Annotated in this window: 17 protein-coding genes; 9 read left to right on the forward strand and 8 right to left on the reverse strand. The window is 44.9% G+C overall.

What is annotated here, in order from left to right; translation table 11 throughout:
* Positions 1–396: 396 nt before the first annotated feature.
* Positions 397–1,023 carry a spore coat protein gene (locus tag PQG66_RS06635; protein ID WP_272036557.1) on the forward strand — a complete coding sequence of 209 codons (627 nt, stop codon included), beginning with the start codon at positions 397–399 and terminating at the stop codon, positions 1,021–1,023.
* Positions 1,024–1,109: 86 nt separating this feature from the next.
* On the opposite strand, the gene PQG66_RS06640 is transcribed toward PQG66_RS06635, so the two are convergent.
* The gene (locus PQG66_RS06640) at positions 1,110–1,289 is read right to left on the reverse strand and encodes an H-type small acid-soluble spore protein (protein WP_272038093.1); all 180 of its coding nucleotides are present in this window, start codon (positions 1,287–1,289) and stop codon (positions 1,110–1,112) included.
* A gap of 397 nt (positions 1,290–1,686) precedes the next feature.
* Between PQG66_RS06640 and PQG66_RS06645 the strand changes: the two genes are divergently transcribed.
* Positions 1,687–2,622: a copper amine oxidase N-terminal domain-containing protein gene (locus PQG66_RS06645; protein ID WP_272036559.1), complete on the forward strand. Its 936-nt coding sequence runs from the start codon at positions 1,687–1,689 to the stop codon at positions 2,620–2,622.
* A gap of 654 nt (positions 2,623–3,276) precedes the next feature.
* Here PQG66_RS06645 and PQG66_RS06650 read toward each other — a convergent pair.
* The 6 genes from PQG66_RS06650 to PQG66_RS06675 all read right to left on the reverse strand — a co-directional run bounded on the left by PQG66_RS06650 (position 3,277) and on the right by PQG66_RS06675 (position 9,647).
* Positions 3,277–4,056: a Cof-type HAD-IIB family hydrolase gene (locus PQG66_RS06650; RefSeq protein WP_272036562.1), complete on the reverse strand. Its 780-nt coding sequence runs from the start codon at positions 4,054–4,056 to the stop codon at positions 3,277–3,279.
* 4 nt (positions 4,057–4,060) lie between these two features.
* Positions 4,061–5,110, reverse strand: coding sequence for an ABC transporter ATP-binding protein (locus tag PQG66_RS06655; protein ID WP_272036564.1), 1,050 nt, complete (start codon positions 5,108–5,110; stop codon positions 4,061–4,063).
* Complete coding sequence (locus PQG66_RS06660) at positions 5,107–6,882, reverse strand: ABC transporter permease (protein ID WP_272036566.1); 1,776 nt, start codon at positions 6,880–6,882, stop codon at positions 5,107–5,109. Before PQG66_RS06660 ends, PQG66_RS06655 begins: the two co-directional genes overlap by 4 nt.
* An 18-nt stretch (positions 6,883–6,900) precedes the next feature.
* A complete protein-coding gene (locus PQG66_RS06665) occupies positions 6,901–7,941 on the reverse strand; it encodes an ABC transporter substrate-binding protein (protein ID WP_272036568.1) in 1,041 nt (346 codons plus the stop codon).
* Positions 7,942–8,024: 83 nt separating this feature from the next.
* The gene (locus PQG66_RS06670) at positions 8,025–8,894 is read right to left on the reverse strand and encodes a Cof-type HAD-IIB family hydrolase (protein WP_272036570.1); all 870 of its coding nucleotides are present in this window, start codon (positions 8,892–8,894) and stop codon (positions 8,025–8,027) included.
* Positions 8,895–8,912: 18 nt separating this feature from the next.
* Positions 8,913–9,647, reverse strand: a complete 735-nt coding sequence (locus tag PQG66_RS06675) for an MBL fold metallo-hydrolase (RefSeq protein WP_272036572.1) — start codon at positions 9,645–9,647, stop codon at positions 8,913–8,915.
* Positions 9,648–9,918: 271 nt separating this feature from the next.
* On the opposite strand from PQG66_RS06675, the gene PQG66_RS06680 reads away from it, so the two are divergent.
* Positions 9,919–10,836 (forward strand): sugar-binding transcriptional regulator, encoded by a 918-nt coding sequence (locus tag PQG66_RS06680; RefSeq protein ID WP_272036574.1) that lies wholly within the window; start codon positions 9,919–9,921, stop codon positions 10,834–10,836.
* 805 nt (positions 10,837–11,641) lie between these two features.
* Here the strand turns inward: PQG66_RS06680 and PQG66_RS06685 are convergent.
* Positions 11,642–13,123: an alpha/beta hydrolase family protein gene (locus tag PQG66_RS06685; protein WP_272036577.1), complete on the reverse strand. Its 1,482-nt coding sequence runs from the start codon at positions 13,121–13,123 to the stop codon at positions 11,642–11,644.
* A 192-nt stretch (positions 13,124–13,315) separates the two neighbouring features.
* Between PQG66_RS06685 and PQG66_RS06690 the strand changes: the two genes are divergently transcribed.
* The 6 genes from PQG66_RS06690 to PQG66_RS06715 all read left to right on the forward strand — a co-directional run bounded on the left by PQG66_RS06690 (position 13,316) and on the right by PQG66_RS06715 (position 17,635).
* Positions 13,316–14,032 (forward strand): response regulator transcription factor, encoded by a 717-nt coding sequence (locus PQG66_RS06690; protein ID WP_272036579.1) that lies wholly within the window; start codon positions 13,316–13,318, stop codon positions 14,030–14,032.
* A complete protein-coding gene (locus PQG66_RS06695; RefSeq protein WP_272036580.1) occupies positions 14,029–15,423 on the forward strand; it encodes a sensor histidine kinase in 1,395 nt (464 codons plus the stop codon). Before PQG66_RS06690 ends, PQG66_RS06695 begins: the two co-directional genes overlap by 4 nt.
* A gap of 304 nt (positions 15,424–15,727) precedes the next feature.
* Positions 15,728–16,009 (forward strand): phosphotransferase, encoded by a 282-nt coding sequence (locus tag PQG66_RS06700; RefSeq protein WP_272036581.1) that lies wholly within the window; start codon positions 15,728–15,730, stop codon positions 16,007–16,009.
* A 15-nt stretch (positions 16,010–16,024) separates the two neighbouring features.
* Positions 16,025–16,456, forward strand: coding sequence for a DUF1801 domain-containing protein (locus PQG66_RS06705; protein WP_272036583.1), 432 nt, complete (start codon positions 16,025–16,027; stop codon positions 16,454–16,456).
* A 173-nt stretch (positions 16,457–16,629) separates the two neighbouring features.
* Positions 16,630–17,136 (forward strand): DUF1648 domain-containing protein, encoded by a 507-nt coding sequence (locus tag PQG66_RS06710; RefSeq protein WP_272036585.1) that lies wholly within the window; start codon positions 16,630–16,632, stop codon positions 17,134–17,136.
* Positions 17,137–17,422: 286 nt separating this feature from the next.
* Complete coding sequence (locus tag PQG66_RS06715) at positions 17,423–17,635, forward strand: hypothetical protein (RefSeq protein ID WP_272036587.1); 213 nt, start codon at positions 17,423–17,425, stop codon at positions 17,633–17,635.
* Positions 17,636–17,680 lie beyond the last annotated feature (45 nt).

Raw genomic sequence — 17,680 nt, forward strand, 5'->3', positions numbered from 1 at the left:
AAGAGACAAATAACACTGAGCCTGAACAGCCCTGCTGTCAGGCTAGCGTCTTTAGGCGCAGTTTGGCAACAGGGGGTTATACCCCAAGAGCAAACCACCCGTTGGACGGGTGGTCCTGATTTTATCGGTACAAGTTCTTGTCCCGAGCTAAGGACAAGAACTTGTACCGATAACCGTATTGGACTCCTTTTGCCGATTAGGCGTGTATCTAATCTTCATCTTGCCCTTCAAATGATTTTGCCACCATTCGAATACAAGAGTCGGACGAAGAATCTGCACAGGTGATCTATAAAAATTATTCTGAATATATTGAGTCCATGATATGAATAATAACCACTGACTGCGAATGTAGGGAATCATTATTTGCAGGAAACAACACATAGGAGGACATACGAAATGCAGCAGCAAAACCATCAAAACATTGAGACAGGCATTGTTCCACCCCAATTGAACCATGGCGGGCATGAGATGTTTGATGTCCATGAAGTATTGGCAGGAAGTATCAATACAATGAACACGTACACCATGCTGAGTGAGCACGTACAAGATCCAGAACTTCGGGATATCTTACAGCGTCAGAAGCAATTTATGGCTGATGAATATAACATTACATTGGAAAGTTTCAAAACCGGACAAGATCCCTCAAAACGGACCCAGAGCTATAAAATGAAACAGGGTAATGATTTTACTTATGGGATGAGACCAAGTCAACCGACAAAGCCAATTCAAGCTGCAAGTGAGATATGTGATCAATCCATCTCCCTTAGTATGCTAAATTCAGTAAAATCAGGGGCTGTAATGAAAACAACAGCAGCATTGGAAACAACGAATCCGGTTGTACGCCGCGTACTTGCAGACTCCTTACCAAACTGTATTGAGATGGCTTATGAGATCTCGATTTATCAAAATAAAAATGGCTTTTACCAAGTGCCGCAGCTTACCCAGCAAGACATGCAGCAAATGCAAAATGGTTACGCTCCTGCACCGGTTCAGCCACAAAACCCTGGTAATCTTCCACACTAAAAATCAAACGCCGTATCTCGACATGAGATACGGCGTTTGATTTGTTGCCACTTTGAAACAGGTCTGTAATGAAGCGAGCTTACAAACTAGGGATGCTCAGTTAAACTGGACAAAGGTACTGTCATTTCCTGCTCCGAGTTTCCGATCGGATAGATTCGAGCAGTTTCATCCTCATTAACATGCTGGATAAAGATCGGTGCATCCTGATAAGTTACATTTTTCATAATGGTCGATTCCGAAATTTCAATCGCTCTTTGTTTGTTCAACATAATTCCTCCTCATTTTTGATTACTTTACTTTTAGCTGATAACGATTCCTTCATCGCTGTCTTCCACTTTTATGATCTCCCATCTTATGCAAAATATTTGTCGATCAATGGATCAGCTGTCTTTGCTAAACCAATGAGCAGAACATAATATCAGAGAACAGCATTGAAGAAGAGCTTGTTGAATGTTTGCGGAAACATTTAGGAGAAGAAGTAGCTTCATTGTTACTCTCTGCACCGACTGCTATGGATATTATCCTCAGCTAGGCTTTGAAAAAACATAGTAGCAATGTTGAGGAACAAGAACATATCCCAAATTCGTAAAATTCCTATCAGAAAGTATTTACTCTGCCGATAATGAAGGAGCATATATTTTTTTACTTCAGGAGGAATCGTCAATGAAAAAAACAGTCATCTTGCTAACCAGTTTGGCGCTAATGCTTGGTACCGCCGCAGGCACAACCTCAGCCAAACCGGGAAACACGCCAGCCGGACAATCAGGTAAAAAGGTATCGTCAAAAGCACCCAAAGACAAAGAAACTCAAATTGAGGAGAAACAGACCGAGAAAGTCGAGTCTGCTAACACGGTCAGCACTGGAGAAGACAAAGTTAAGGATCCCTCAACATCGGAGACAGAGAATACAACCAACAATACAACGGATCCAACCGAACCCAAGAAAAAAGGCTCCAAAGGATACAAAGGTTTGCTAAATGCTATTCAAAATGTGAAAGATAAACCGGCAGGTGCTGTACTAGCAGATATTTTGCTTACAAAATATGCGACTGAGCTGACGGATGAACAAATCAAAGAACTTGAAGCCATCCTTGAAAAGGACAGGGCGTTGGAAACTGCAGCAGAAATGCTCGAAAAAAACGGAAGTGTGACTGACGCGGTGTATTTGCAGGAAGAGGCCATTAAAGCCAATTTTAAAAACCTGGACCTGTACAAAACCATGGGAAAACTCAATGAAAAGGCGGGTAAAAAGAATGGGGTGAAGCTATATGTGAACGGGGAAGCTTCTAACTCCGAACCTTTTGTCAAAAAAGGTAATACGTTTGTTCCTTTTCGCGCCATAGCTGAGTCTTTGAAAGCCGAAGTGGCATGGAATCCCGAAGAACGCTCCATCATTGTCACGAAGGATGGGGTAAGGATTAAACTTGTGGTTGACAGTAAGACTGCAACAGTTAATGGCAAAAACGTCTCTTTGGATGCGCCAGCCACTATTACAAAAGGCAGTACTTATGTACCCGTACGTTTCATAAGTGAGGCATTGGATGCAACCGTGCAATGGGAAGAAGAAAGTAAAACCGTCGTTGTTTATGAAGAAGAATAATATTGGATGATTGTATTAAAATTCAACCAAAGAATCATATACGGTTAAAAAGCCGCCAAATTGGTATTATTCCCTTTATGTAGACAAGAGAAAAAAGACATCTGTTAGGATGGACTTAATCTTGCCAAACGAAGTTGGGTTTTTTCATGGCTAAGAAAGGAAATTTGTCTAGGGACAGAACATGGTCCCATTGAAGTCGCTATTATAGCGGCTTTTTTATTTTATCGGTACAAGTTCTTGTCCAAAGCCTAGGACAAGAACTTGTTCCTTTTGCCGATTAGGCGTGTATCTAATCGGCATCGTACCCTTCAATTCATTAAGCTAACGGGCAGTTTAGTTGAACAAGGGATTATAAATTATGGATAATTATTCTTTACTGCAAATCATTGTTCAATAAAATATTGAAAAACAGATTTTTCATTTTTGAAAGTTAGGTGCACCTAACTCGGTTAAGAAATGATTTGAAAGTAAAAGATATTAAGTGTAATTGGATACGGCGGCAATAACGAGGGAGATGAGGGAGGAATTGGTGGCGGAGATGGTGGATTTACTTCTATCAGTTAAATACTTTTCCAAGCTGAGAATCAAACCCTAAAACCAAAACCTTCTGGATAGTTGATCCAGAAGGTTTTTTGTCTCTCGCTTTATTAATTCTTAAATAAGCCCTGTCCATTTTAAGCCATGCCAAATGCCATCCTGATCTGCACTTAATGTTACGTGGGAGGCCAACCGTCGTAAAGCTTCGGGAGCATTACCCATAGCAATACTACAACCTGCGTATTGAAACATCTCCATATCGTTATAGTTGTCGCCGAATGCATAAATGTCTTCCGGTTCAAATCCCAACCGAGCAGCTAGTCGAGTCACACCTTCTGCTTTGGAACCACCAGCTGGCAGAACATCCATCGAGAGAGGGTGCCACCGTACAAAATGCAGCCCATCAAATTGTTCACGATATGATGTTTCCTCCTCAGGAGTACAAAATAACATAGTTTGATAGATCGCCCGGCCTTCACAAAATGAAGCATGGTGGTTAGGGTGTGTCACACCAAGTGAATTCAGACAAAGCTCTACATAAGGGTGATAATATTGGCTGCAGCTCATCTGTGCATGATCCAGGAACACTAGAGCATGTTCTTGTGTGGCTGCAAAGGCGGATAGTTGGTCCACGGCGTCTGAGTGAATCGGATTGCTATGAATCACAGTTCCTTGATCAACGACGTATTGACCGTTAAAGCTGACATACGAATCGAGCTGCAGTTCCTGCCTTACCTGCTTGAGCATAAAAGGAGAACGCCCGGAGGCCAAGGCAACTGTATGCCCGGCAGTTTTTAGAGCCATAACGGCTTCTTTTGCAGAAGCTGGAATCCGATTGTAGCGATCTAGTAATGTGCCATCAACATCAAAGAGTACGAGTTTGTTTGTAGAAGTCAACGGCTCACGCTCCTTCGCTGCCCAAGGATGATATGTTCAGGCTGACTTGCTCGTTGATAGAGAAGGGCAGCGGGGAGATGACCTCCCACCGACCGGCATCGCCTTGAATGTCATAATGGAACTCTTTCCCTTGGAACTGTACATTCACGATTTTACCCCCGAGGCCTGGTTGTAGATCTGGTTGCAATTGAAACTGATCAGGTCTGACGGGATAGATACCGTTCAGCTTGAAAAAGTCGGCAACGTTGACCCCGGACCAAGACACATTTTCGCTACCTTTCGGCTTAAATCGGTTCGCTTCCCAGTGACCAGAGACTAAGTTGGATTTCGATACAAATTTCGCTACAAACTCGGTCTGAGGCTTTAAGTAGATATCTTGCGGTGTACCAGCCTGCTCAATCCGACCATCTTTCATGACAATGATGCGGTCAGCCATAGCAAGGGCCTCAGCTTGATCATGCGTTACATAAACGATAGCGGATCTTGTATTGCGATGGACTTGCTGAATTTCCCGTCTCATATCCATGCGCAGCATGGCATCCAAGCTACTAAGTGGTTCATCCATTAGAAGTAGTGACGGTTCAGGTGCAATAGCCCGCGCAATCGCGACCCTTTGTTTTTGTCCTCCAGATAATTCATGGGGCATCCGATCCGCCAAATGCGACAAGCCGGACATGTTCAGAACTTCCTGGATACGGGACTGCTCATTTTTTTTGATATGTGGCGGGGTGGACTTATGCGTTCGAATCGGGAAGCGCACGTGTTCAGCTACATTCATGTGGGGCCAGAGTGCGAAAGATTGAAAGACCATGCCGATCCGACGTTTTTCTGGAGGAAGCAGTGTACCTGCCCCGGCTACAACCCTTCCGTCCATCGATACTTCGCCGCTAGTGGGCTGTTCGAATCCGGCGAGGATTCGTAGTAGAGTTGTTTTTCCGCAGCCTGATGGTCCGAGGATCGCCACGAATTCACCATCCTCAATCGTTAAATCAATGGTATGCAGCGCTTGAAAGCTGCCGAAGGATTTGCTTACCTGTTTAATGTGAATGCTCATGATTTTTTCACTCCCTTGCGCGAGGCCCAGCGCTGAACGAGCAAAAGAAGGACGCCTCCTACTGCCATGAGTGCAACGATCAGACTGGACAATGCGGTAGAATACAGGGTGTCCCCTGCCTGTTCAAAACTGAAGATTGTTACTCCAATGGTTTGAGAGCCGGAGGAATACAGTAGGGCGGACACGGTAAGTTCGGTCAGCGCGGTCAAAAATACCAGCATGCCTCCAGTCAACATGCTCGGCAACAGCAATGGTAGTAAGACAGCGCTCCATTTGCGCCAAAACCCAGCACCAGAAATCCGAGCAGCCTCTTCCATGGAGGAATCGAGCTGCATGAACGACGTAACACTAGAGCGAATCTGCAAAATCAAGAACCGGCAAATGTACGCAATAAACAAGATTGACATGGAGCCGTAGATACCTGGATTCCAACCGGGGATCGGTTCCATCCAAACTAAGATGATGGAGAGAGCAAAGACAATACCTGGCAACGTATAGGGAACGGCAGTAGCAAGTTCAGCCATTTTGTTGAATGAATTTGGCCTGCGAACCCTCACATAAGCGAATCCTGAGCCGATGACCAGGCAAACCAGCATCGTAACCAGGGACAGCACTAAGCTGTTTTGGATGGATTGCCATACACGCTCGTTCTCAAAAAGGATGTACCGATAATTATCCAACGTCAAATTGGCACGGGTTAGGCCTAATCCATAAGCTCTTTTCAAAGACATTGAAATCATCGATGAAAGAGGAACGACGGTGATTAATAGCAAGCCTGTCCAAATGACCCACGTCAGCGGTTTGCGTATGCGTCCCAAAGCGTATCTCGGTGTAAGGTCGGGTTGCATCGTATCCGAAGCGTGGCTTTTGCGCAAAGAAACCCATTGCAGCAAACTGCCCACTATGGCGATTGCTCCAAGTAGAACGGAGAGAGAGGCACCACGGGCAAAGGCGGATGGTCCGAATCCGATAATTTCCTCGTAAATCAGCGTGCTGAGCACCGATATATTGACAGGTGTGCCCAGAAACGCCGGAATGCCGAAGTTGTCGAGCGAAGCCAGAAAAACCAATAAACCCCCAGCGGTCAAACCCGGAAGGGCAAGCGGCAGCGTAATTTTACGAAACACTTCGACTCTACTAGCCCCACTCGCTCTGGCGGCCCACTCCAAGTCGCGCGGAATCTTCCGCAGTACATCCAGCGTGAACATGTAAACGAGTGGAAAATGGTGAATGCCCATGACGAAAATAATGCCGCCTAAGCTGTACATGCTCCACGGGGCCAGATCTGGGTGGATCCATTGAAGTAAACCGGCAAGCCAGCCTTGGGATCCAGTAAAAGAAGACCAGGACAAAGTCAGTACATAAGAAGGCAGAATGAAACAAAGCATGATGCCCATATGTAATGCCGATTTATTCCGAATATCCGTATAGGCAACGACCCAAGCCAGCACTATGCCAAGAACAAGTGCGAACAGGGTAGATCCCGCTACAATATAAAAGGTATTGCGGATAGTCGACCAAAAGCGCTCTTGCTGCAGCATCTCGCCGTAATGAGCCAGCGTCCAACCGTGTTCTCCCTGAAAACTAAGCAAAATCAATTTCAAGATGGGATAGACAAAAAAGACAAGTACAGCAGCCCCGCCCAGCAGAGCACCCAAGCGACTCCAGCGAAGCTGTCCAAGCCAGGCGGAAAAGGGCTTACGCCCTTTTCGTGCTGCTTTCCACGAGATCGTGTTCGTCTTCGATTTTTCCATATCTAACAGCTTTTCCATATCTAACAGCTCCAATCATTACTCGCCGAATACTTGAATGAATTGTTGCTTGTCCGCTTCACGATCAGCAGAAAGTTTAACGGGGTCACCAGATAAAATCTTCATTTCGGAGACGCTTTTGAGTCCTTCAGGAGGAGAGATACCTTCCCGGATCGGGGAATAACCAATCTCAGCCGACAATTGTTGTCCTTCTTCCGATAAGAGGAAGTCCACAAAGGCTTTGGCAGCGGGTACATTAGCGGCATCTTTCATGATTCCAACCGGCTCAGTGATGATCGGCACGCCTTCTTCTGGATAGGTCAACTCAACCGGGGAGCCTTTGGCCTTTTCTCGTGCTACGAGGTAATCCACAACAACACCGTATGATTTTTCACCACTGGCTACAGCTTTCATAACAGCGCCGTTTCCCTTGATAACGGAAATACCATTATCCTTGGTTTGCTGCAGAAAATCCCAACCAAATCCATCTGTGCGGCTGAATACGCCAATGTTGTACGCCGCTGCACCGGAATAGAGTGGGCTTGGCATAATCGATGCGTCTTTACTATCTGCTGCAGTCAGTACATTCCACGACGTCGGCGGGGAGGCCACTTTTTGCGTGTTGGTCGCGAGTACAGTAGCCATGACCTTGGTTCCCGCATACATGCCGTCAGGATCGACAAGATCGGCGGGGATTTTGCTTAATTCTTGAGATTTATATGAGAGCAGAAGGTCTTCTTGCTTCAGATTTTCAAAGGTTACCGCGTCGGCAAGTAGCAAGACGTCAGCTTGTGTTTTACCAGCCTGGCGTTCGGCTTGAATTTTAGCGGTGACTTCTTCTGTCCCGGAGCGGAAGACGCTGACATCGACATCCGGATATTGATCGTTAAAAGCGGAGATCAGCTTTGTGGCGTCCTCTTCTGGCTGAGAGGTATAGAAGGACAACTTCCCTGATACCGTATTTGATCCGGCGTTGACATTGTTCGTTTCTGAAGCGCCCTGTCCTTGTGTAGAGCAACCGCTAAAAATGATCATGCCTGCAAGAACGGGCAGTAGTAACGACTTTTTGAATGGAATCACGAAAGATCTCTCCTTTATAAGCCACTTATGGCCTCTTATATTTAAGTTGATTTTATGAAGTGCAACCAAGGCGATTGAAATGACTATTTAAGCAGGTAATTGCGAATCGCCATAGCGACGCCATCCTGTTCGTTCGTACCTGTAATGACGTTTGCGATCGCTTTGACATGGGGCTCAGCATTGCCCATTGCAATACCCAATCCAGCCCATTGCAGCATGTCCAGATCATTGTCATAATCACCTGCTACAGCGACCTCTTGTCGATCGATACCTTGCTCGCGGCACAGACGCTCAAGTGCATCGCGCTTGCTGATTCCGACCGCGTTTACGTCAAATCGCAAGTTGCCTGTTTTAGTGCATTGGAACAACCCCGATGCTTCAAGCCGCTTATAGATCCGTTCGCGGGCGACAAGGTCTGTGCAAATGACGGCTGCTTTGTAGATCATGCTAGGGATGCTGTTTACGAACGTTCTGAAATCGTGACCGACTTCAACCAACTGGATCAGCTCGGTTTGTTCTTTATAATGATCTTCCGTCCATGGCAGTTCTGGTCGCACAACAACATTATTCAATGCCCAGTTCCGATTCGTATCATTGATGTGCCGTACATATAGAACGTTGTAGCCATAGAAATGAACATAGGCGCCTTCTTCCTCAATCGCATCAAGCATGTATAAAAGCGATGTTGTCTCCAGCGGGAAACCTTCAATCATTTGTCCTGTTTTTGCATCAACGGTCACGGCACCATTCAGCGCGATCAGGGTAGAATTCAATGGGATTTCCTTCGCATGAAGCCACACCGAAGCGGGAAACCGCCCGGATGCGATGGTGACAGCTACTTCATTTGCCATTAATTGCTGGATGGAGCTTCGCGTTTCTGACGTAATGACTTTATTCGGATTTAACATGGTTCCATCCAAATCAAGAGCAAGCAATCTATGCAACTCAACCATTCCTTCCTGTTCTATGTATCATAGGGTATACATGCGCAGTGGCTCAGGGATGTCCACCGGTCCGTGGAAGGTCCGACTTGCTTGATCTCGCATGAACTCCAAATTACCGTCTCCGGGCAGATGCACGAGTACCAGCTGTTTCACATTGGCTTGTCCAGCAATCATACCTGCTTGCATCGCATTCATGTGACCTTTGCCAGTGGTGTGCACGCTTCCCTCGCAGATTGTTGCTTCGCAAAGGAAAATGTCTGCATCACGTGCAAGCTCGATCAAGGCATCACAATAGGAGGTATCCCCTGAATACACCAGCACCTTACCTTTGTAAGAAATCTTGATTGCATAACAAGTAATTGTATGTTCCACATGCACGAATTCGATGTCCGCTCCTGCAAGCCGAACTTTAGTGGAAGGGTCAATCGGAATCACGTTGGTATGTTCACTGTATAAGGCGTGCAACATGTCGGCAGGTTCATCTGGGGCGTAGAGTTTTAGTTTCTCTTTCATACGACCATTGCGAATGGCGCCTGCTGCCGCATATTGAAGAACGCCTAGGTCTGCCATGTGATCATAATGCAAGTGAGACAGAATCACGCCGGATAAAGCTTCTACCCTGGTTTCGGAAGGGAGCTTACTCATCACGCCGCTGCCACAATCCAGTAAAATTTGTCCCTCGTCGGTGGTTACCAGATATCCAGCTGTTGCCCCGCCTGCTGCGGGGTAGCCTCCCCAATAACCTAGAATCTTTACATTCATCGTTTGCACCTCGGTCTGGTCTTGATCTGCAGTCAATTACAAATGTTCTGTGTTGTTACAAATGTTCTGAACAGTTCTCATTGTAAGGATGCTTTATTACTCGGATGTCAAATGAATGTCAAACTTATGTAAAAACGATTTGGAAAGATATTCCTCGCTTGACTCGAGCGTGGCGCCATTTTATATTGGGTCATGTGTACGCACTATAAAGAAAAAGGCGGACTTGTATGTGAATATAGAAGAGCGAAAAAATTTAGTCAGGGTATGTAAGATGTATTATTACGAATCGTGGACTCAAGAGAAGATTGCGGAGAAACTGGGCGTATCCAGGCCGGTCATCTCCAAAATGCTGCAGCGGGCTAAGGACGAAGGCATCATTGAAATTGTGATTCATGATGATGATCGTGAAATTTCAAATCTGGAAAAAGAGCTTGAGCAAGCTTTTCATTTGAAGCAAGTTCTGGTGGTTCCGACCAAAGATTTAAACAAGGAATTAGTGTCAAGTGCAGTTGGAAGAGCGGCTGCTCAATTTGTGCAACGCTTGATCAAAAACGGGGATCGTGTAGGTGTTTCCTGGGGTAACACGTTGTATCAGATGGTTAGAGAATTTCCGTTAGAGAAAAAGGAAAACGTCAAAATCATTCCGCTGGTCGGTGGAACGGGGAATTATCGCAACGAAATGCACTCCAATCAGATTGCATATGAGCTATCCAAGAAAATGGGAGTCTCATGCGAGAGTTTATATGCCCCTGCTGTGGTAGAGACCGAAGAACTACGTAAACAGATTGTGGGCATGGCTAACATTGCAGCGGTTCTGCAAGAGGCGGAACAAATCGATTTAGCACTGGTCGGCATCGGCAATCCATTTTCGATGTCCACCATGGAACGTTCAGGATACCTCAATGAGCAATCGTTATCTGAACTTAAAGCGATGAATGCGGTTGCAGATATTAACTCCGTGTTTATCACACGAGACGGATCCATCGCGAATCATTCTATTAACCGCAAAGTCATTGGACTTGGACTCGAGCAGTTGAAAAAGGCAAAGACGGTCGTCGGGATGGCCTTTGGCCTGCACAAAATTGAGTGTATACTGGCTTCCTTACACGGCAAGTACATTAATATGCTTATAACGGATGAGTCGACGGCGAGACGTATCCTGGACGGTCAACTTGTTCCAAATAGCTAATAGAATAATGACAAAAGAAGCAGAAAGTAGAATAAATAATCATTTATTTTGAGTTGTCTAAACAATCTCAAAGCAAAAAAATAGGTAGCTGAACGATTATCGCTACCTATTTTTCTTATTAGAGTAATCAAAATTGACCATACATTAATAATCGATTGCTTTTCAACGAGGATTTGGAGTTCCTTTAGTAATGAGTTGAAAACAGTAAACAACGAAAGCTAGATTATTAGTATCGTTATTTTCTGTTTTCTAATCCCTATAGATCACTTCTCTATTTCATTTAATACCAACTGATTGATCAATAAGTGGGAGGTAATATGGTGGAAAAGGCGAAGCTTCTTAGTCGCGCAAAAGATTTTTTGTACAAAAATGCGCGGTTGTTGGATCGCAAACGCTTCAAGTATCACTTCGAAGGGATCAAATACTGAGATTGTCAACATTCTTCGTGCTTACCAAAATCTAGACGGTGGTTTCGGAATGCACTTGAACCTGACATTCGTTGCCCCCAAAGTCAACCTGTATCCACGGAAATGGCTTTGACTATCATGGAAGAAATCGATTATTTCGATCCGCATGCTGTCAAAGGGTCGCAAAATATATACAAAGCATTACTTTAGCAGGTGGAGGTATGCCATTCGTTTTTAAAAATGCCAGCGACTATCCTCATGCTCCATGGTGGAGGACTGAAGAAGACAGCCGCCCTTCAATTAATCCCTCGGGCAGAATTGTGGGCCTGTTGTATAAACAAAAGGCGCCATACGGATTAACAGATCGTTGTTTCGTAATTCCAGAACTCTCCTTCAAATTAAGGATTTTGCAAAGTAACATTGCTCAGATCCCGTACGATAGTTTCCATGTTGATTTCCTGTTTTCCTTTCAGGTATTTATCAAAGAAGGCCGTCGACAATTCGTTAATACTTTTCTGTACAAGCTTTGGCTCGGCACCTCTCGGCGACAGTAATGGGGAGAATAGATAAAAGTCCGTGAAACTCATATGGTTGGCATGGTCAAAAACGCCAAGGTAAGAATCTTTTCCTATACCTGCTTTTTTCCGTCTTTCCTGGGACTCGGCCCAAAATCGCTCATAATGGTCCCGGTCATGATCGGAATCTTCAACGGCTTGATCCAGAGATTGCGCAAACCATTCGTTGTCGATGCTTTGAGCTGCATTCATCTGCAAATACGGTTTATCGAAGCCATGCTCGGGAACGGGCTCGCCGTAAAGGACTCCGTCCATATTCAGAGCCGCTTGGATTCGAGAATCCTTCATCAGCATCTGGGCTGCTGTTGCACCACCGAATGAATGGCCGAACACCCCGATTCGCTTCATATCCACTTTTCCCGAGAGAGTCCCAGACTGTGCTGACGAGGACATGGCCTCGATATGATCGAGAACAAATTTGGTGTCATCAACCCAATAGCGGATCTTCGCTTTATAATCTTCAAAGCCCGATAAATCTTCCAATTTGAGCAGAGCCGTTGATTGATCAGGATATATAACGGCTGTCGCATCGTAAGGATGATCAATGCCGACCACGATGTATCCCTGGCTGGCCAGTTCCTCCACCTGAAATGTGTTTTGGTTACGAAAACCGGTTAGTCCTGGAGAAAATAACAGCAGCGGAAAGCGTTCCTGCGCAGATGATATTTTGGCATCTGTATAAGCATGTGTTTTTACATAGCGAAGTTGAGAAAGTAAAAAAGGCGGCATAGACACGGCTTCCCGAAGACCAGATAATAGAACAGGCACATTCTCAATATAATTTGCATTTGGTGCCTCCGAAGCACTTTCAGCAGGGTACCATATCTGAACCATGAGCTTCCGGTGATCACCGGGGTTGTCTGTTGCTGGTTCGCTTCTCGTTACGTCTTCCATGAAGAGCGTTGTCGTTCCTACTGGAAAGGAGCCAGTTGGTTCTGAGAAGGAAAATACCGGCAAGATGATTGGCAAGAGGGCTGCAATGCCGGTATAGACTGCCAGGAGCAGAATGACCACAGCTTGTTTCAACCGCGTTTTAGTCTTAGAGACAGAGGTTTTTAGGATCGATTGATCTGATCTTCCAGCTCTATACGACTGTAAAGCCATTAAACCGATAATGAGAGCCGATCCGTACAGGAGAATATTTTGCCAGCGGTAGCCTTCAAGAAGGATCTGAATTCCTGAACATAACAATAAAATTCCGGCACCAGTCGTTTGCAGCAGGGCTCTTTTGGGGAGACGAAGGAATGCACAAACGAAGAGCAGAATCGTATTCACAATGAGAAGTAGCATTTCAATATTTCGCATAAAGCCTCCTAAAGCATGTAGTATAATTTAAAGATTACTACATGTAACTGTATAGATCCTGTAGCCAATCTTACATAATCCTTACAAATGAATTGTAGAAAATCGCAACCAATTATAAGCATGTACAGTATTGATAGGAGAAATTGCTAGCTTGGAGGTAAGACAGAAATGAATCATAACCCAAACCTAAACATGACACGCACGATCTTGATCGTAGACGACGAAGAAGAGATTGTGGAACTGCTGAGGATTTTCCTTGAAAAGGAGAATTATGCTGTGAGGGAAGCCGGCAATGGGGAAGACGCCTGGGTCCTCCTTCAGCGGGAACATATAGACCTTGCACTAATCGATATTATGATGCCTGGAATGGATGGCTATCAGTTAATTAGCCGTATTCGCGAGAAGCTGAGGCTGCCAGTCATCATCGTTTCGGCCAAAACCGGGGATGTAGACAAAGTTACAGGACTTGGACTTGGCGCGGATGATTTTATAGCGAAGCCTTTCAGTCCGATTGAAGTCATGGCGCGTATCCAAGCACAGCTGCGGAGATATTATGACCTCCTTGGCGCTCAACCGGTTGTTGAAATAAAGCCTGCGCGAAGTATATGCGGTTCATTACAGTTGGATCATGAGTCCTGCATGCTGTACCGAGAGAATCAGAGCATTGTGCTCGGGCCGCTGGAATATAAGCTGTTAAACCTGTTCATGAATGCTCCGGGACGAATCTATACCAAGAAACAAATCTATGAAGCGGTATGGAACGAGCCTTACCTTGAGGATAGCAATACCGTTATGGTACAGATCAGCAGACTTAGGGACAAGCTTGAGGATGATCCCAAGCATCCACGCTATCTTCGGACCATTAAGGGATTGGGATACAAATTGGTCCGCCAGGAGAGCGGCGAATGAAAACACGCAGCATGCATTCGAGCCTAATGATCAATTATGTCTGGTTTACCATCATTTTTGCTTTTATCTGTTATCTGGTGTATGGCGCTATGTACGGTGTCCGGGATGAATACATGAACCGAACTTTGCCTTTGGTGGAGGCGGACAATTTGGTTCGAGAGCAATGGGAGGACATTCCCTATGAAACTGTAGCGTCTTTTGGTGGTTATGTGCAGGTTCTGGATGAAAATAACCGTGTTGTTTTTTATCGGGGACGCACAGATGCAGAATATCCAAAAAGTTATACGGAAAAAGAACTGCTAAGTCTGTTCTATGAATCTCCCGATTCAGGTTATTACTCCATTGCACCTCAATTAACGAAAACGGGAGCAAAGTATCATTTGCTAGTGGCCATACCCGGGGGAATGATCATAAAGCAAAGCAAAATGGTCAGAACAGATCAGGAACAGACCGCGTATTTTGTCAAACTTATTGTGACTGGATTGGTAGTGTTTGCTGCAGCGTTTTCTCTCATTCTCTGGTTATACAGCTGGATTACCGCCAGAAAGATAACCTTCCCACTCCAAGCGGTCTCGAATAGACTGGCGGAATTTTCAGATGAGGAACAAGGGGAGCACCTTCAAATCAAGGCCAATAGGGAACTGATGGAAATTCAGCTGAATTTCAACCGGATGACAACCAGGCTGAAGAAAGCGCACGAGGACAAGCGGCGGCTGGAAAGTGACCGTACACGTATGTTTATGGACATTTCGCACGACTTGAAGACACCCGTTACCACCATTCAGGGATATGCGGAGGTCTTACGTTTAGGACTGGAACAGGACGATCTTCAGCGCAAAAAATATGCGGAGCACATTCACCGGAAAGCCCTTTTTATTGGTTCTCTCGTTAATGACCTGTTGGAGCTGCCCAAGCTCGAAAATGCCTCGTTCTCTTTTGAACGTGTGAGAGGTGATCTCGCGGAGATCTGCCGTACGGAAGCGGCCGATCTGTATGACTCCTTTGAGCGGAAAGGCATTCATTTGGATGTTACGATACCTGATAAGCCGGTCATATTTCATTTTCATGAAGGCTTAATAAGAAGAATTATTCATAATTTGCTCGCGAATGCGTTGAAGTACAATACTCATGGAGCTCATGCCTCGCTTACCTTGGAAGAAAGAACGGAAGGTTTGCTTCTGACCGTAGGGGATGATGGTCCAGGGATATCGGCAGACTTACTGGAAACGGTTTTCGATCCGTTTGTACGCGGAGACCGAGCGCGCCGCAATGACGGGGGGGCCGGATTGGGACTTTCCATCGTGAAAGGCTCGGTTGAAAGGCACAACGGAGTCGTCTGGGTGAATCGTAAGGCTAAGGGTACACTGATTTCCATTTACTTTCCTTTCTAAGAATGCTAGCACATTGAAATAAGCCCTAAAGCTAAAACAGTTTTATAGCTTACGGGCTTATCATTTGGCTTGATTATCTTGGTTTATTCTCTTGGCGAATTTCACCTAAACATAAAAAAACTTATTGTCCAAGGACAAGAACTTGGTTCCATTGCCCTAATGGACAAGAACATCATCGTTGAAACGATTAAGAACTTAGTGCCAATGTCGTTAAAAATCTTTATTTGTTTCATTAAGCTTTCGGGCAGCAGGATAGTGTAAAGAAGATGAAGTTGTATATCACAACGATTCTGCACGTTATAATATGGTGTACAAGGGTGGTCGGCCGCAAGGAATTATTGATTTCGATATGGCGGGTCCGGGTTCACGTCTATGGGATATCGCCTATGCCTTGTATACATCCGTTCCTCTCGCAGATTTCTCACCAAAGATGGACGAGAAGGGTGTTATGCCATACGCTAGCCAGGCACATGGATCTGTTCGAAAACACCGGATTGCCTTAATGGTAGAAGAAGGTCATCTGGCGCATTATGAGAAAGAGAGCTTATATTTCTTGAAAACCATTTTGATGACTGGACATAACTAAGGAGTGATTTCTTCAGTGTATAAACTAAAAACAACCGTAACAGACCAAAGCGTCATTGAATTTATTGAACAGATCGAGCAGCCCAAGAAACGTGAAGACGCGTATCAATTATTGGATATCTTCACAGAGACATCAGGTTATGAAGCGAAGATGTGGGGACCGAGTATTATCGGATTCGGTGCATACCATTACAAATATGAATCAGGTCACGAAGGGGTTGCACCACTAGTGGGCTTCTCGCCTCGGAAGGCTAAGATCAGTTTATATTTTGCCACAGGTGATAGCGAGCGAGAGGATCTGCTAAAAGACTTTGGAAAACATACGACAGGGAAAGCCTGCGTATACATCAACAAGGTAGCGGATATTCATGTCGATGTTTTGAAAGCGCTAATCGTGCAGTCCATCCGGTTTCTTCAAGAAACCTATCCTGATCATCCTGAGCAATAACTCCACATGTTATGACTCCGTCGGTATAACGTTCAAACAGGCTACCTTTTAGTTAAAAAAGACAACCTGTTTTTTGCTTGCAGATCGCGTTCATGAACGGAGTCCCTTTAGAACATGACACGCGGTTCATTCTCTCGGTTCGCAAAAGATTAGGAAAGGAGAAGTGAACATAAATGTTAATCAAAGATCGCCCAAAGTTGGTAATCAAGAAAACTGGAGTAGAAAGAGTTTTAGACGTCACAACCTGTATGTTGTTTATTATCTTTACGTTATTCTTCACGCATCAATGGATGACTTTACCGTATGAGATACCGATACATTTTAATATGAAAGGAGAACCCGATGGATGGGGAGGAAAATGGATCGTGTGGATCCCTTTACTAATCGCCCTTATCTTATGGATTGGATTATCGATTCTTGAAAAATATCCACATACCTATAATTACCTCAATTTAAATGTAGACAATGCAGAAAGACAATATAAAAATGCTCGGTTCATGGTTAATATAATGAAAGCTGAAATAACCATATTTCTCATGTATACCACTTGGATGATCCTTGATTTTTCCAGTCAAAAAGGGGCTGATACTCATCAGGCTTGGTTACCCATTGTACTATTTATTATAGTTTTGTTTGGATCAATTGGATTTTTTATATACAGATCATTTAAGCTGAAATAACCTTTTAAAATCTCTGGTGTGCCCCCTAGAATTCATGAGAAATCCCAGGGGGTTATTCCGATGCTTTTTGCGTTCAGCTCTTGTGTGTCAGTGTGCCTCCGCATACGCCCGAATCTCGATCAACTCCGCGTACCTGCTGCCATTGGTGGCATCGATGATTGCCCTAAGCGCCTGTGTGTACACAGGTGTATCCAGGGAATGAATGAATTTTCTTCTGCGAGAATGATGGAGGGTCGATCAATTTGTGTATAAGTCATCACATGGAATGATAAAGCCGCACCATTAGGTGGTAAATCATGAGGTTGGACAGGTGTCCATTACCATCAGTATTGGGGTCCTGTCTATTGAGGATTTCGAATGTGATGATGTACCGTATAATCCGGAAGGGTACTTGACCCAACTGTTTGCAGCAGTAGACAAGGAACTGTATCAGGAGAAGCAGAACGGACGGTATCGGGTTGAGTTTGCGGAACTGGAGCAAGGTGTTTCAAGATGCTGAAACGTCGGGCGGGAGTGACTATTGGAGACGGATTGCTGACGGACC

This window comes from Paenibacillus sp. JJ-100, assembly GCF_948329825.1.
Taxonomy (GTDB): domain Bacteria; phylum Bacillota; class Bacilli; order Paenibacillales; family Paenibacillaceae; genus Paenibacillus.

Bases quoted from the DNA above. Each gene is read 5' to 3' on its own strand.
- PQG66_RS06635 (WP_272036557.1), top strand. From the start codon at position 397: ATGCAGCAGCAAAACCATCAAAACATTGAGACAGGCATTGTTCCACCC.
- PQG66_RS06645 (WP_272036559.1), top strand. From the start codon at position 1,687: ATGAAAAAAACAGTCATCTTGCTAACCAGTTTGGCGCTAATGCTTGGT.
- PQG66_RS06655 (WP_272036564.1), bottom strand. From the start codon at position 5,110: ATGAGCATTCACATTAAACAGGTAAGCAAATCCTTCGGCAGCTTTCAA.
- PQG66_RS06660 (WP_272036566.1), bottom strand. From the start codon at position 6,882: ATGGAAAAGCTGTTAGATATGGAAAAATCGAAGACGAACACGATCTCG.
- PQG66_RS06670 (WP_272036570.1), bottom strand. From the start codon at position 8,894: ATGGTTGAGTTGCATAGATTGCTTGCTCTTGATTTGGATGGAACCATG.
- PQG66_RS06675 (WP_272036572.1), bottom strand. From the start codon at position 9,647: ATGAATGTAAAGATTCTAGGTTATTGGGGAGGCTACCCCGCAGCAGGC.
- PQG66_RS06680 (WP_272036574.1), top strand. From the start codon at position 9,919: ATGTATTATTACGAATCGTGGACTCAAGAGAAGATTGCGGAGAAACTG.
- PQG66_RS06685 (WP_272036577.1), bottom strand. From the start codon at position 13,123: ATGCGAAATATTGAAATGCTACTTCTCATTGTGAATACGATTCTGCTC.
- PQG66_RS06690 (WP_272036579.1), top strand. From the start codon at position 13,316: ATGACACGCACGATCTTGATCGTAGACGACGAAGAAGAGATTGTGGAA.
- PQG66_RS06695 (WP_272036580.1), top strand. From the start codon at position 14,029: ATGAAAACACGCAGCATGCATTCGAGCCTAATGATCAATTATGTCTGG.
- PQG66_RS06700 (WP_272036581.1), top strand. From the start codon at position 15,728: ATGGTGTACAAGGGTGGTCGGCCGCAAGGAATTATTGATTTCGATATG.
- PQG66_RS06710 (WP_272036585.1), top strand. From the start codon at position 16,630: ATGTTAATCAAAGATCGCCCAAAGTTGGTAATCAAGAAAACTGGAGTA.